The organism is Rhodoferax ferrireducens T118 (assembly GCF_000013605.1).
Taxonomy (GTDB): domain Bacteria; phylum Pseudomonadota; class Gammaproteobacteria; order Burkholderiales; family Burkholderiaceae_C; genus Rhodoferax; species Rhodoferax ferrireducens.
Window position 1 is genome coordinate 3,227,090 of sequence record NC_007908.1, and the last position, 15,037, is coordinate 3,242,126.

At 57.1% G+C, this 15,037-nt stretch carries 14 protein-coding genes; 13 read left to right on the forward strand and 1 reads right to left on the reverse strand.

The annotated features are described in order from the left end of the window. Positions 1-2: 2 nt before the first annotated feature. Positions 3-332, forward strand: a complete 330-nt coding sequence (gene cyaY, locus RFER_RS14755; RefSeq protein ID WP_011465194.1) for an iron donor protein CyaY — start codon at positions 3-5, stop codon at positions 330-332. Here the strand turns inward: cyaY and RFER_RS14760 are convergent. Then, on the reverse strand, positions 322-2,715 hold the full coding sequence (locus RFER_RS14760; protein ID WP_011465195.1) for a penicillin-binding protein 1A: 2,394 nt from the start codon (positions 2,713-2,715) through the stop codon (positions 322-324). The two genes, cyaY and RFER_RS14760, sit on opposite strands and share 11 nt — an antisense overlap. A gap of 270 nt (positions 2,716-2,985) precedes the next feature. On the opposite strand from RFER_RS14760, the gene RFER_RS14765 reads away from it, so the two are divergent. The 12 genes from RFER_RS14765 to RFER_RS14815 all read left to right on the forward strand — a co-directional run bounded on the left by RFER_RS14765 (position 2,986) and on the right by RFER_RS14815 (position 15,025). Next, positions 2,986-4,065, forward strand: coding sequence for a pilus assembly protein PilM (locus RFER_RS14765; RefSeq protein WP_041790811.1), 1,080 nt, complete (start codon positions 2,986-2,988; stop codon positions 4,063-4,065). After that, complete coding sequence (locus tag RFER_RS14770) at positions 4,062-4,697, forward strand: PilN domain-containing protein (RefSeq protein WP_011465197.1); 636 nt, start codon at positions 4,062-4,064, stop codon at positions 4,695-4,697. The genes RFER_RS14765 and RFER_RS14770 overlap by 4 nt, the downstream gene beginning before the upstream one ends. Positions 4,698-4,709: 12 nt before the next feature. Next, a complete protein-coding gene (locus tag RFER_RS14775) occupies positions 4,710-5,381 on the forward strand; it encodes a type 4a pilus biogenesis protein PilO (RefSeq protein ID WP_011465198.1) in 672 nt (223 codons plus the stop codon). Continuing rightward, the gene (locus RFER_RS14780; protein WP_011465199.1) at positions 5,378-5,920 is read left to right on the forward strand and encodes a pilus assembly protein PilP; all 543 of its coding nucleotides are present in this window, start codon (positions 5,378-5,380) and stop codon (positions 5,918-5,920) included. The genes RFER_RS14775 and RFER_RS14780 overlap by 4 nt, the downstream gene beginning before the upstream one ends. Then, positions 5,917-8,049 carry a type IV pilus secretin PilQ gene (gene pilQ / locus RFER_RS14785; RefSeq protein WP_011465200.1) on the forward strand — a complete coding sequence of 711 codons (2,133 nt, stop codon included), beginning with the start codon at positions 5,917-5,919 and terminating at the stop codon, positions 8,047-8,049. The genes RFER_RS14780 and pilQ overlap by 4 nt, the downstream gene beginning before the upstream one ends. A 37-nt stretch (positions 8,050-8,086) precedes the next feature. Beyond that, entirely contained in the window at positions 8,087-9,967 is a 1,881-nt protein-coding gene (locus tag RFER_RS23545; RefSeq protein ID WP_166485732.1) for a beta strand repeat-containing protein, read from the forward strand. After that, positions 9,964-10,503: a shikimate kinase gene (locus RFER_RS14790; protein ID WP_011465202.1), complete on the forward strand. Its 540-nt coding sequence runs from the start codon at positions 9,964-9,966 to the stop codon at positions 10,501-10,503. Before RFER_RS23545 ends, RFER_RS14790 begins: the two co-directional genes overlap by 4 nt. Next, complete coding sequence (aroB, locus tag RFER_RS14795; RefSeq protein ID WP_011465203.1) at positions 10,500-11,606, forward strand: 3-dehydroquinate synthase; 1,107 nt, start codon at positions 10,500-10,502, stop codon at positions 11,604-11,606. The genes RFER_RS14790 and aroB overlap by 4 nt, the downstream gene beginning before the upstream one ends. Positions 11,607-11,673: 67 nt before the next feature. Then, the gene (locus tag RFER_RS14800; protein WP_011465204.1) at positions 11,674-12,846 is read left to right on the forward strand and encodes a deoxyguanosinetriphosphate triphosphohydrolase; all 1,173 of its coding nucleotides are present in this window, start codon (positions 11,674-11,676) and stop codon (positions 12,844-12,846) included. A gap of 38 nt (positions 12,847-12,884) precedes the next feature. Then, complete coding sequence (locus RFER_RS14805) at positions 12,885-13,538, forward strand: hypothetical protein (protein WP_011465205.1); 654 nt, start codon at positions 12,885-12,887, stop codon at positions 13,536-13,538. A gap of 9 nt (positions 13,539-13,547) precedes the next feature. Beyond that, positions 13,548-14,168, forward strand: a complete 621-nt coding sequence (locus RFER_RS14810) for a DUF1415 domain-containing protein (protein WP_011465206.1) — start codon at positions 13,548-13,550, stop codon at positions 14,166-14,168. Further along, a complete protein-coding gene (locus tag RFER_RS14815; RefSeq protein ID WP_011465207.1) occupies positions 14,165-15,025 on the forward strand; it encodes a class I SAM-dependent methyltransferase in 861 nt (286 codons plus the stop codon). Before RFER_RS14810 ends, RFER_RS14815 begins: the two co-directional genes overlap by 4 nt. Positions 15,026-15,037 lie beyond the last annotated feature (12 nt).

The following is a 15,037-nucleotide window of genomic DNA, read 5'->3' on the forward strand; positions in this document are numbered from 1 at the left end:
TAATGAACGACCTTGAATTCATGGACCGCGCTGAAAATCTGCTCAAAGCGGTTGAAACCAGTTGCGACCGCATCAATGACCAGACGCTGGCCGATATCGACAGCCAGCGCGTCGGGAGCATGGTCACACTGGTTTTTTCAAACAAGAGCCAGATTGTCATCAATCTGCAAAAGCCATTGCATGAAATCTGGCTGGCGGCCAAGTCGGGCGGCTATCACTATAAATTTGATAACAAGCAGTGGCTTGACACCAAGGGCCAGGGCGAGTTTTTTGCCAATTTGTCGCGCTGTGCCAGCGAGCAGGCGGGCTGCCCGCTGGTGCTTAATTCCTGAACAAATCCAGAATTTTCTTTCGTTCATCGGCGGGTGGCAACTCAATCACCTGGTTGCCACCTTGCATCCCTGAGGGCTCATCGAGCCCGACACTGGTGACACCCGCCTTGTTGGCATACTCGTTGTAAAACCATTCGCCACCTGAATTAACAACGCCCTCCGGAACGCTCGGTTCTGTCACAGGGACATTGGCGAGCGCCTGCTGCATGAACCGGATCCAGATCGGCAGGCTCAAGCCGCCACCCGTTTCACGCGCGCCAAGATTGCGCGGCGTGTCATAGCCAATCCAGCTGACGGCAGCCAGCGTGGGCTGGAATCCCGCAAACCAGGCATCCACCGAATCATTGGTGGTGCCGGTTTTGCCGTACAAGTCAGGGCGCTTCAAGATCGCCTGGGCGGAGGCCGCCGTGCCGGTGCGGGTCACTTCCTGCAACAGACTGTCCATGATGAAAGCGTTGCGCGCATCAATGGCACGCATCGACTCGTCGAGCACCGGTGACTTGGTTTCCAGCAGGACTTTTCCTTTCTGTTCGGTCACTTTGCTGATCAGCCACGGATTGATGCGGTAGCCGCCGTTGGCAAAGACCGAATAGGCCGAAGCCATTTGCAGGGGCGTGACGGAGCCGGCACCCAAGGCCATGGTGAGGTAGGCGGGGTGCTTGTCGGCTTCGAAACCAAAGCGCGTGATCCAGTCCTGCGCATTTTGTGCACCCACCGCTTGCAGGATGCGGATAGAGATCATGTTCTTGGACTTGGCCAGCCCCCGGCGCATCGTCATGGGACCTTCAAATTTGCCATCATAATTTTTGGGCTCCCAAGGCTGCCCTCCGGTCACACCGGCGCTAAAAAAGATTGGGGCATCGTTGATGATGGTCGCCGGGGTAAAGCCTTTTTCGAGGGCAGCGGAGTAGATAAAAGGCTTGAAACTGGAACCCGGTTGACGCCAGGCTTGCGTCACATGGTTAAATTTATTCTTCTGGAAATCAAAACCGCCGACCAAGGCCTTGATGGCGCCATTGCGCGGATCCAGCGCCACAAACGCACCTTCCACCTCCGGCAATTGCGTGATTTCCCAGGTATTTTTTGGCGTCTTGGTCACCCGAATCACGGCGCCGCGCCGAATCTTGATGTTGGGTGGCGCTTTGTCCGACAGGCCTGATTGAGCCGGCTTGAGGCCTTCGCCGGTAATTTCAACGGTTTCTCCGTTCAGGCGTACCGCAGTGATCTTCTTGGCGTCTGCACCCAGCACCAGGGCCGACATCACGTCGCCGTCATCAGGGTGCTCACCCAAAGCCTCGTCAATGGCGTCCTCAAGTTCCTGCGGATCGGACGGCAGCGAGACGAATTCCTCCGGCCCCCGGTAAATCTGGCGCCGCTCAAAATCCATGATGCCCCGCCGCAAAGACTTGTAGGCTGCCTCCTGGTCGGCCGCGCGCAAAGTGGTGTACACGTTCAGGCCACGGGTGTAAGTCTCATTGCCATACTGCGCGAACATCAACTGACGTACGGTCTCGGCCGCGTACTCGGCGTGCACTTTGGCGTGCTCTGCACTGGACTTCACGGTGAGCTTTTCCTGTCTGGCGGTCAGCGCCTGTTCTTCCGTGATGAAGCCGTTTTCCAGCATACGATCAATGATATGCAACTGCCGCGCCTTGGCTCGCCTGGGGTTGCTGATCGGGTTGTAGGCCGATGGCGCCTTGGGTAATCCGGCCAACATGGCCGCTTCTGCAATGGAGATGTCTTTCAGCGGCTTGTCAAAATAGGCCTCAGACGCAGCGGCAAAGCCATAGGCACGATTACCCAGAAAAATCTGATTCATGTAGATTTCAAGAATCTGATCCTTGGTCAATAAATGCTCCAACTTGAAGGTCAGCAACATCTCATAAATCTTGCGGGTATAGGTTTTTTCGGTTGACAGATAAACGTTGCGTGCCACCTGCATGGTAATGGTGGAGGCGCCCTGGCTCTTGATGCGCCCCAGGTTGGCCAGCGCCGCGCGCAATACGCCCTTGTAATCGATGCCGCTGTGTTCGTAAAAACGTGCATCCTCAATGGCCAGCACCGCATCCGTCATGACCTTGGGGATTTCCTTGATCGGTGTCAGGTGTCGGCGCTCCTCGCCAAACTCCCCAATCAAAACACCTTCGACGGAATACACACGCAACGGCAATTTGGGGCGGTAATCAGACAAATCCGAAATGTCGGGTAGATTTGGAAACGCCACTGCCATCGCAATGGCAACGATGATCAGAATTGACAATATGCCGGCCAATAGCAGACCACCGGCCCATAGCACGATGCGCAGCAGCCACTGCACGGCAGTTGCGCCAGAGTTGGCTTGGTGGGATGGGCTGGTCTCGCTAGCGGGTGATTTGGAGGGCATAGAAAACTTGGTGGATATTCGTTGTCATTATAAAAAGTGATGTTCTTGTGGCTTTGGCGCGCAAGCATCCGCTATTGTTGCCGGCGGGCTTCCAGGTGCCTGCTGGCCTATCGATTTGAATCTGGAGCAATCCAAAAGCGTCTACTTTTGGCAACACTGGTATTCCCTAGAACGGCGAAAAATCTTTGCGGAACAATAGGCTTGCTGCTAGCATTGAAGTGAAGTCTTAAGTTTCGCCGATTTTCGATTGGCCTGTTTCAGGGGATAGTTTTGATCTCATTGGGGTCCTTGTTTAGCCGTCAACCTGCCCCCATGCTGGGTTTGGATATCAGTTCTTCCAGTGTAAAAATGGTCGAGTTGGGTCACGACAAAGCTGGCAACCTGGTGCTAGAACGTTGTGCGATTGTGCCGCTTGAGCGCGGTTGGATAACTGACGGCAACATCGAAAAGTTCGATGAGGTGGCTGATGCCGTTCGCCGTCTGGTAAAAAAAAGCGGGACCAAGACCAAAAATGTCGCCATGGCCTTGCCGCCCTCAGCGGTCATCACCAAAAAAATTACGCTGCCGGGTGGTATGTCCGACCAGGAGTTGGAATTGCAGGTCGAGACCGAGGCCAACCAATACATCCCGTTCCCACTGGACGAAGTGAGCCTTGATTTTTGCATTGTTGGGCCCAGTGCCACTTCTGCCGGCGATGTGGAGGTTCTCATTGCCGCTTCACGCCGGGAAAAAGTGCAGGATATCCAGGGCCTGGCCGAAGCAGCTGGCTTAAAGCCGGTGATCGTGGACGTGGAATCTTATGCTTCGCGCCTGGCGACCAGTCGGCTGATAGAAAACCTTCCCCATAAAGGCGTTGGCAGCATCGTGGCCCTGTTTGAAGTGGGGGCGCAAACCACCAGCATGCAAGTCATTCGCGATGATGAAGTCCTGTACGACCGGGATCAAGCGTTTGGTGGAGCCCAACTCACCCAATTGATCGTGCGGCAGTATGGTTTTTCGTTGGAAGAAGCTGAGAGCAAAAAACGAAGCGGTGAACTGCCCGACGACTACGAAGCCAGCGTGTTGCGTCCATTTGTTGAAAGCATGGTACAAGAAATCGGTCGTGCACTGCAATTTTTCTTTACCAGCACGCCGCACAACAAGGTTGATTACGTGATGCTGGCGGGCGGTTCGGCGGCGTTGCCGGGCTTGACGGCGGCGGTCACGCAGCACACCACATTCGCCTGCATGTTGGTCAATCCGTTTGACGGCATGGAAATTGGTGAAGGGGTTCGTTTGAAAAAAATGACGCGAGAAGCCCCGTCTTATCTCACGTCATGCGGACTGGCCCTGCGGAGGTTCATGCAGTGATATTGATCAATCTACTGCCGCATCGCGAAGCTGCGCGCAAACTTCGCAAAGACGTTTTCAATGTTAGTTTGGGGTTGGCCGCCCTTGCGGGCGGCTTACTGGCTGGCATTATTTTTCTTGCCTTCCAGTCCCTGATTTCCGATCAGCAAGGCCGAAATCAGCTGTTGCAGACCGAGATCAAACGTTTTGACGCCCAAATCAAGGAGATCGCCGGTCTCGAATCCGAGATTACCGCCTTGCGGGCGCGCCAGCAGGCTGTTGAAGACTTGCAGGCCGACCGAAATTTGCCGGTCCATCTGCTGACCGAACTGGTCAAGCAGCTGCCCGATGGGGTCTACATCGTGAGCATGCGCCAGGACAACCAGACGGTAACGCTGCAAGGTGTTGCGCAGTCCAATGAGCGCGTGTCCGAGCTGTTGCGTAATCTCGGCAACAACACACCCTGGTTTTCCAAGCCGGAGTTGGTTGAAATCGTGGCAGGCACTGTCACACTCGCGCCCCGGGAGCAGCGACGCGTTGCCAATTTCACCATCCGCGTTCGTTTGATGCGCGCCAGCGAAGCTGAGAAGTCACGCGTTGCGGCAGCTACTGCAAACCCGGTGCCCGTTGCCGCAACTCCTGTCAAGAAATAGGCACAAGGCATCATGGCAAGCAAACCCGCATTGAATTTCGATTTTCCGGCCCTGCAGGAAAAGCTATTTCGTCAATTTCGCAACCTCGATCCCAAAGACCCATCCAACTGGCCCGCGCTTCCGCGCTATCTGATGTTTGCCGCCATTGCCGCCCTGGTCGTGGTGATACTTTGGTTTCTGTGGCTCAACACCTCTGAAGAAGAATTAGCTACCGAGCAGGCCACTGAAGTCAAGCTGCGCGAAGAGTACAAGGTCAAGCTGGGTAAGGCGGTCAACCTCGAGGCGCTGAAAAAGCAACGCGAGCAGGTTCTGCAGTATGTAACTCAGCTGGAGAAGCAACTCCCCAGCAAAGCCGAGATGGACGCTTTGCTGTCCGACATCAATCAGGCCGGCTTGGGGCGCAGCCTCCAGTTCGATCTATTTCGCCCCGGGCAAGTGACTGTCAAGGATTACTATGCCGAGTTACCCATTGCCGTGCGTGTCACCGGTCGCTATCACGACATCGGCGCTTTTGCGTCAGACATTGCCAACCTTTCCCGCATCGTGACACTCAACAATTTAACGATCTTGCCGGGCAAAGAAGGAACTTTGGCGATGGACGCCACGGCCAAGACTTTCCGTTATCTGGATGCCGATGAAGTGGCGGCGCAGCGCAAGGCAGCTCCGAAAGGAGCCAAGAAATGATGCATGTGCATAAACTGGTCCTCACGAGCGTGCTGCTGACGCTGGCTGCTTGCGGTCCCACTGGCGAGGATGAATTGCGTCAATGGATGACTGATCAAAAAAGCCAGACCCACCCCAAAGTCGCCCCCATCTCCGAGCCCAAGCAATTCAAGCCGGAAAGCTACACCCAGGTCACGGCGACTGAACCTTTCAGCAACCAGAAGCTGACCCAGGCCCTCAAGCGCGAGTCCACACAATCGGTCAGCAGCGGCGCCTTGATCGCCCCCGAATTGGCGCGCCGCCACGAAGCCCTGGAAGCCTTTCCCCTGGATGCCATGGCCTTGGTGGGCAGCTTGACCAAAGCGGGCCAGCCGGTCGCACTGGTCAGGGTCGACAATTTGCTGTACCAGGTAAAACCGGGCAATCATCTCGGACAAAACTATGGACGCGTAACCAAAATCACCGAGACCGAAGTCACGCTACGTGAAATTGTGCAAGACGCAGTGGGCGAATGGATTGAACGCCCCGCTACTTTGCAGCTGCAAGAGAAATCAAAATGAACAATCAAAACTACTGGATGGCAAAGCGCATGTGGCAACAGGTTTTACTGGCAGCTTGGCTCATGTTGCTGGCACTTGGCGCGCAGGCCCAGAGTGCGATTGAGTCGGTGTCGGGATCGATTCAAGGCGGTGTGGAGGTCGTCAGAATCGACCTGACGCAGCCATTGGCGGCTGTCCCAACCGGTTTTTCGATCCAGTCCCCCGCCAGAATTGCGCTTGATTTTCCGGGTGTTACCAGCGCAATGGGACGCTCCACCGTCGAGATCAATCAAGGCAATTTGAGGTCGGTCAGTGTGGTGCAGGCGGGGGATCGAACCCGCGTGGTGCTGAATCTGAAACAAGCCACCGCCTACAAGGCCCAGTTGCAGGGCAAATCGTTGCTGGTGGTGCTGGATGCCGTGGCGCTCGCGGCACCGGCAGCGTCTGCCACCCCGGTTTTTGCAGAAAACCGCAGCCGCGACACCCTGCCGCTGAAAGACCTGGATTTCCGTCGCGGTGAAGAAGGCTCGGGCCGCGTTGTGGTGTCGCTGCCCAACAGCCAGGTCGGCGTCGACATTCGCCAGCAAGGGGCAACGCTGGTGGTCGAGTTCATGAAATCCACCTTGCCCGAGGGCATGCGACGGCGTCTGGATGTGACTGATTTTGGTACCCCGATACAAACTGTGACAACATTCGCAGTCGGTGACCGCGTGCGCATGGTGATTGAGCCCAAAGGACAATGGGTGCACAGTGCCTACCAAACTGACGACCAGTTTGTGGTCGAAGTCAAGCCAGTGAAAGCGGATACCTCCAAATTGACGCAGGGACCCGGCTACAGCGGACAAAAGCTGTCCCTCAATTTCCAGAACATTGAAGTGCGCTCGCTGTTGCAGGTGATTGCCGACTTCACCAACTTCAATATCATTACCTCGGACTCGGTCAACGGTTCCGTCACCCTGCGTCTACAAGACGTACCCTGGGATCAGGCGCTCGATATCATCCTGCAAGCCAAGGGTCTGGGCATGCGCAAAACCGGCAACGTGCTCTGGATTGCACCCAAAGATGAAATCAACGCCAAGGAAAAGCTGGAGCTTGAATCGGTCGCCTCGCTGCAAAGTCTGGAGCCCTTGCGTACACAGTCTTTCCAGCTGAATTACACCAAGGCGGCAGACGTTGCCGCCCAGCTGACCGCCACCGGCGGTGGCACCGGCGCCAACAGCTCGCGCATGTTGAGCCCACGCGGCAGCACCATTTCGGAGGCCCGCACGAACCAGTTGTTTGTGACCGACATCCCCAGCAAACTCGAACAAGTGCAGCAGCTGATCGCCAAACTCGACATTCCGGTTCGCCAGGTGCTGATTGAAGCGCGCATTGTGGAGGCGTCGGACACCTTTGGCAAATCGCTCGGTGTCAAGTTGGGTGGTAATGATTTGCGGGCACAAAGAGGCGGCGATGGCGGCTATCAACTCTCTGGCGACAATCGTGTCGCCTTTGGCACCAGCTATGGCAATGCGGTGGCCAGCAGCGGCGCGGGCGGCGTCGTTGACCTGACCAGTAATTTTGTCAATCTGCCTGCCGTCGGTCAGGGTGGCTATAACCCGGCGACTTTTGCACTGTCAATCTTCAGTTCGGCAGCCAACCGTTTTCTCAATCTGGAACTATCGGCACTGGAAGCCGATGGCAAAGGCAAGGTGGTCTCAAGCCCGCGCGTGGTCACCGCGGATCAGATCAAGGCGCTGATTGAACAAGGCACGGAGCTGCCCTATCAGGTAGCCTCTTCCAGTGGCGCAACCGCCATTGCCTTTCGTAAAGCCAATTTGAAACTGGAAGTCACGCCGCAAATCACCCCCGAAGGCAACATCATCCTGGATCTGGATGTGAACAAAGACACCGTTGGCCAGTCCACCGCAGCTGGCTTCGCCATCAATACCAAACACATCAAGACCCAGGTGCTGGTTGAAAACGGCGGCACCGTGGTGATTGGCGGTATTTTCGAATTGACGGAAAGTGACAATGAAACCAAGGTGCCGTTCTTGGGCGATTTGCCCGGCGTTGGCAACCTGTTCAAGACCCGCGGCAGGGTATCGAACAAGCAGGAAATGCTGGTCTTCATCACGCCCAAGGTGGTGGCGGACCGGGCAGCGCGCTGAGTTTTCTCCATAAATAATGAATTGCAGGAAGATGGATATGAAGTTATTGAAATTTGTTGTCGGGTTGACGGTTGCGATGGCACTGACGGCGTGCGGTGGGGGCGGGGGCAATCCGGGAACGGTGAGCGGAGGGTCACTGCCGGTTGCTAGCGCACCCGCAGTAGGGGCGACAGCAGCAACTATTGAAGTGCTGACATCGGCCAATTCACTACTTTCGTCAGGTTCTGAAGCAGTCATTACCGCATTCGTAAAGAATGGTTCTAATGTAGGTCTGGCGAATCAGGCGGTCACGTTTTCAGCCTCATCTGGCACTCTTCAGGTCACGACTTCCACGACGGATTCGACCGGTGCTGTAACAGCCAAATTGATCGCTGGCGGTGATAAATCCATTCGTGACATCACAGTGGCAGTGACCGCAGGTTCGGTTTCCGGCAGTGTCGTCGTCCCTGTGACTGGAACCCGCGTTTCAATTGCCGGCAGCGGCTCATTGCAAGCCGGTGGGGCAGCCGCTCAGTACACAATCCGCGCTGTCGATTCATCAGGCAACCCAATCGGCGGAGCCACAGTCGCGGTAAGTTCGGCTTTGGGCAATGCTGTTAGCTCGTCCTCCTTGTCCACCGATTCGACTGGTACTGCAAAGTTTCTCTATACGCCGAACAAAGCTGGAACTGATACATTGACTGTTTCAGGTCTGGGTACCAATGCAAGTTCTACTGTCATCATCAACGCCATTGATTTTGTTGCGCTTAGCCCTTCCAACGATACGGCGATTGCCATTGGCGCATCCCAGACCATAACTGTCCAGTACAAACTTTCTGGTGCGGGGGTGGCTGGCCAAACAGTGGCATTTAGCACGACCCGTGGAACCTTCGTTACATCAACCGCCACCACGGACGCCAATGGTCAAGCATCCGCAGTCCTTTCATCGACTACAGCAGGGCCGGCTGTCGTAGCCGCGCAAATTGTCGGTGTCGGGTCGGTTAATTTACCTGTTCAGTTTGTTGCAACCACCCCGGCCACCATCGTGGTTCAATCGAATCCTGGAAGTGTGCTGCCCAATTCATCAGGAACAACCAATCAAAGCACTATTGAAGCGATAGTGCGAGATTCCAATGGCAACGCAGTGGCAAATCGACAAGTCAACTTCACGGCTGTGCAAGACCTTAGCAACGGTATTCTGTCTCCTGGGACTGCCACAACGGATGCCAATGGACGGGCTCAGGTTCAGTTTATTCCTGGAGCTTCTTCAACACCTGCCGATGGTGTAACAATTCAAGCTACAGTCGCTTCCACTGCGATAACCGGGACAACATCTCTGACGGTAAACGGAAAGGCACTGTTTATAACAATTGCCTTTGGCAATACGATGAGTAATCTAGATGAAACGACATACACCAAGACGTTTTCGGTTTACGTCACAGATGCAAACGGAGTAGCGGTGGGTAACCAAGTCATCTCGCTTTCGGCAATACCTATCGAATATTACAAGGGTACTTTGGCAAACTGCGTGACTACAACAGTGGCTGGCGTCGCAACAACAAAATGTGGAACTTGGGTTTATTCAGGTACTCCCACAACATGCGCCAATGAAGACCTTAACCTAGACGGCATTCTGAACGCTGGTGAAGATACAAACAAAAACGGACAATTGACACCGGGGAATATTGTGGTAGCCGCGCCAGGTAGTGTTACAACAGACGTGTCAGGTCGGGCAACTTTCGCCATACAGTATGGTGAACAATTTGCTCCTTGGGCAACCATTGCTATTACCGCACGAGCAACGGTTGCTGGTACTGAATCACGCCAGTCCATTTTGTATGGTTTAGCAGGATTGGCTTCTGACTTCGAGGCGACGACTCCCCCTGCTGGCGCAACGAGTCCCTTTGGTTCCTCTAGTCTGTGCACTAATCCGAATTGATCGTCTCCCTCATCGGCCTCCCCGGTTCCGGCAAATCCACCGTCGGGCGTCAACTCGCCCGGCGGCTGCAGCTTCCCTTCTTTGACTCCGACCATCTGATTGAGCAGCAACTGGGCTGCTCAATCCGCGAGTATTTCGAGCGCGAGGGCGAAGACCGGTTCCGCGATGTCGAAGAATCGGTCATCGACGAACTCACGCAAAAACAAACCGGGGTTGTATCAACCGGTGGCGGCGTGATTTTGCGGCCCGCCAACCGCCAGCATCTGCGCGAGCGTTGCCGGGTGGTGTACCTCAATTCCTCGCCTGACGAGCTGTTCCGGCGCCTGCGCCATGATGTGAACCGACCTTTGTTGCAAGTCGCCGACCCCCTGGCGCGTCTGCGTGACCTGCACACGCTGCGCGATCCGCTCTACCGGGAAACCGCACACTTCATCATCGAGACCGGTCGCCCATCGGTCGCCACCCTGGTTAACATGATCGTGATGCAGCTGGAGTTGGCGGGTGTGCCTCTCAAGCCCCTAAACTCACCCCCATGAACGCCACCGACCTCCAAACCGTTGCCATTGACCTGCAAAGCCGCAGCTACCACATCGCCATTCGCGGCTCGCTGTTTGACAACCCCCTGAGCTACACCGAATTGCCCGCCGCCAGCAGCGCGCTGATCGTGACCAACACCACGGTCGGGCCGCTCTATGCCGAGCGCCTGCAGAGCGCTTTGCTGGGCAAGTTCAAACACATCCACACGGTCGTGCTGCCCGACGGCGAGGCGTTCAAGACCTGGCAGACGCTGAACCTGATTTTTGATGCCTTGCTGTCGCACGGTTGCGACCGCAAAACCATTCTGTTTGCGCTGGGTGGCGGCGTGGTCGGCGACATGACCGGTTTTGCGGCCGCCAGCTACATGCGCGGTGTTCCGTTTGTGCAGGTGCCCACGACACTGCTGGCGCAGGTTGATTCGTCGGTGGGAGGCAAGACCGGCATCAACCATCCGCTGGGCAAGAACATGATTGGCGCGTTTTACCAGCCGCTCAAAGTGGTGTGTGACCTGGACACGCTCAAGACGCTTCCCGCACGCGAGCTCAGTGCCGGGCTGGCCGAAGTCATCAAATACGGGCCGATTGCCGACCTGGAATTTCTGGCCTGGATTGAGGCCCATATCGACGCCCTCATGGCGCGCGAGCCGCAGGCACTGGCGCACGCCGTCAAACGCAGTTGCGAAATCAAGGCCTGGGTGGTGGGGCAAGACGAACGCGAGGCGGGCCTGCGTGCCATCCTCAACTTTGGTCACACCTTTGGTCACGCGATTGAGGCCGGGCTGGGCTACGGCGAGTGGTTGCATGGCGAGGCTGTGGGTTGCGGCATGGTGATGGCGGCCCATCTGTCGCTCAGACTGGGGCTGATTGATGCAGCGCTGGTGCAACGTCTGACCACGCTGATTCAAAAGGCCGGCTTACCCGTCAAGGGGCCACAATTGTCAGCCTCCGACAATGCCGGGCGCTACCTGGAACTGATGCGCCTGGACAAGAAGGCCGAAGGCGGCGAGATCAAATTCGTCGTGATCGATGGCCCAGGCAACGCCAGCGTGCGCAGCGCACCGGATGCACTGGTGCGTGAAGTCATCCATGATTGCTGCACCTGAATACTACAAAAATAGTAGCTAATAAGGCATATGCGACGGGGGCTAGAGCCCGGTTTATTATAAATTTATGACGCTCGCCTGCTACGCCTGCGATCCCGCCCAATCGCGCGGTCGCCATTACCCCCAAGCCCCGGCCCTGACGCGCACCGAGTACCAGCGCGACCGCGACCGCATCGTGCACAGCACCGCTTTCAGGCGGCTGGTGTACAAGACGCAGGTGTTCGTCAACCACGAAGGCGACCTGTTTCGCACCCGCCTGACGCACTCGCTGGAGGTGGCGCAACTGGGGCGTTCGGTGGCCCGGTCATTGCGGCTGAATGAAGACCTGGTCGAAGCCATTGCGCTGGCGCACGACCTCGGACACACGCCGTTTGGCCACGCCGGGCAGGACGCGCTCAACGACTGCATGACCGCTTTTGGCGGCTTTGAGCACAACCTGCAAAGCCTGCGCGTGGTCGATCACCTGGAGGAGCGCTACCCCCAGTTTGACGGCCTGAACCTGACGTTCGAGACGCGCGAAGGCATTCTCAAGCACTGCTCGCGCAGCAACGCGCAAGTGCTTGAAATGAAGGAGCCCGGTGGCGTCGGCCTGCGTTTCCTGGATGGCACACAACCCAGCCTGGAAGCGCAGTTGTGCAACCTGGCCGACGAGATTGCCTACAACGCACACGACATCGACGACGGTGTGCGCTCTGGCCTGATCACGCTGGAGCAGCTTGAAGCGGTGGCCCTGTTTGACGATTTCAGGCGCGAAGCGCTGGCCGAGTACCCGCAGTTGCAGGATGCAGCGCATGGCCGGCGCTTGCTCTACGAAGCGACCCGGCGCATGCTCACCGCGCAGGTGCACGACGTCATTGCCGCGACCACCGCCGCGGTGGAGACAGCCGCACCAACCAGCGTGGCGGCGGTGCGGCAACAGGCGCCTTTGGTTCAGTTTGGCCCGGACATGCGGCTCAAATCACAGGCGCTCAAAACATTTTTGCTGCACCAGTTGTACCGTCATCCCCAGGTCATGCAGACCATGAACCAGGCCCAGACAATCGTGCATGAGCTGTTCAAGGCCTATCTGGAACAGCCGCAGGAAATGGGCGAAGGCTTTCTGGCGCGCGCTGAGGCCGCCGCAGGCGCACCGGACCCCCTGAGTGCCAGCGCGCGCGTGGTGGCCGACTACATCGCCGGCATGACCGACCGTTTTGCCGCGCGCGAGCACAAGCGGCTCACGGGCGTGAAGCTGCTGTGATAATTGGTGCCAACCATCAAGAGCATCCGGGAGCCCGTGTGAGTTTTCTCAATCAGCTTAAGTCGCAGGCCCGCGCTTTGCAATCGGTCCAAAGCGTGGACCTCCTCCAGCGTGAGGCCAATACCCGGCTGACAGAAGCGGCGACAACAACCGTCTGGTTATATGTCGCCGAACTGGCCAAACAGCTCAATGTGATTGCCCCCGGCGGCCCGTCACTGAGTCTGAGCAGCAAAACGCCCTGGCCGGCCATGAAGCTGGTTGATTTTCAGGTGGACGCGCGCAAGAAAACGCTACGCGACCAGGAGGTGTTTGACTACATTGCCCTGGGCTGGCGTCTGGTGCCGATTGACGGTGTGCCGGTGGCGGGCAGCGTCAGTGCCAATTTTCCACCGGACTTGCAGCGCATTGAATCACGCCTGGCGGCGGGTAGCGTACCGCACGACCGTGTCCACGTCCGCCACCCGGAGAAAAACACCTTGCAGGCGATTCGCTTTGACTACAGCACCGAGGCGCGCGCTGGCATCACCATCACCCCTGATCACGAAGCTGCCAACTTGGTGTTTCGCCTGGCCAACCTGCAGGCTTTTGAAGTGCTGACCGCCACCTACCCGGCTGCGCAGATTCAAAGCCCGCTGCTGGACGAACTGGCCAAAATGATTGTGGGTCAGGCCAGCCGCTTTGTTTTTAATTGAGAAATTGACATGCCTGCCCCGTCACAAGTAGCCATCGATGACACCCGCGCCTGGCTTGAGCGCGCCGTGATCGGCCTGAACCTGTGCCCGTTTGCCAAGGGCGTGCACGTCAAGGGGCAAGTGCACTACGCCGTGAGTCACGCCACCACCTCCCAAGCCCTTCTGCACGACCTTGAATTCGAGCTGAAACAGCTGCTAGCCCTTGATGCGTCTGAGCGGGACACTACACTTTTGATACTGTCTGAGGGCCTGGCCGATTTTCTGGACTTCAATGATTTTCTGGCCGAAGCCGATCAGGCTTTGGTCGATCTGGCGCTTGACGGGATTTTGCAGATCGCCCCTTTGCACCCGCTGTTCCAGTTCGCTGGAACGTCAGACGATGACATCACCAATTACACCAACCGTTCGCCCTACCCCACCTTGCACCTGCTGCGCGAAGACAGCATCGACCGCGCCGTGGCGGCTTTTCCGGATGCCGAAAGCATTTATGAGGTGAACATGCAAACCATGGAGCGGCTCGGGGTCGAAGGCTGGGTCGCGTTGGGGGTCGGTCGCTCAGGCGGCGACCCGGTGGCTTCGCCAGAGATTGAGTTGCCGGCGACGGCGCCACACGGTAGCAAAAACGCATGAAGAAGCAAAACAAAACGCCAGCCCCGCAAGCGCTGGTCGACGAAATCCGGCCGGGACAGTCACTGGAGCTGCTCAAAGAGCTGCACATTCTGACCCGAGAGGGCAAGCTCAACCAGGACTCGCGACGCAAGCTCAAGCAGGTCTACCACTTGTTTGGCTTTATCGAGAAACTGCTGCTTGAGCTGGCTGATCAACCGGGCGGCATCCTGCTCGCCGACCATGGCGCGGGCAAGTCGTATCTGGGCTTTATCCTGTACGACCTGTTTTTCAAGGCGCAAAAAACAGGGCACATCTACGGCATCGAAACCCGCCCTGAGCTGGTGCAAAAGTCGCGTGAGCTCGCCGATCGACTGGGCTTTGATCGCATGTCCTTTTTGAATTTGAGCGTGGCCGAGTCGGCGCAGTCTGACCAATTGCCCGAGCGCATTGACATGGTGACCGCCTTGCATGCCTGCGACACCGCCACTGACGATGCCATTGCCTTTGGGCTGCAAAAGCACGCTCGCTTCATGGTGCTGGTGCCTTGCTGCCAGGCAGAAATTGCGCGCTGCCTGAACCAGCACAAGGCGCTGTCGCTGGCGCGCACGCCGCTGGCCGAGCTGTGGCGTCACCCGCTGCACACGCGCGAGTTGGGCAGCCAGATCACCAACGTGCTGCGCTGCCTGTACCTGGAGGCATCGGGCTATCAGGTCACGGTAACCGAGTTGGTGGGCTGGGAGCACAGCATGAAAAACGAGCTCATACTGGCGCGCTACACGGGTCAGAAAAAGCGCGCGGCGGCGGAGCGCTTGCAGGCAATTCTGCAAGAATTTGGTCTGGCGCAGTTGAACGAAACGCGCTTTCGGCTGTCAAATTGACTTTAACGCAAG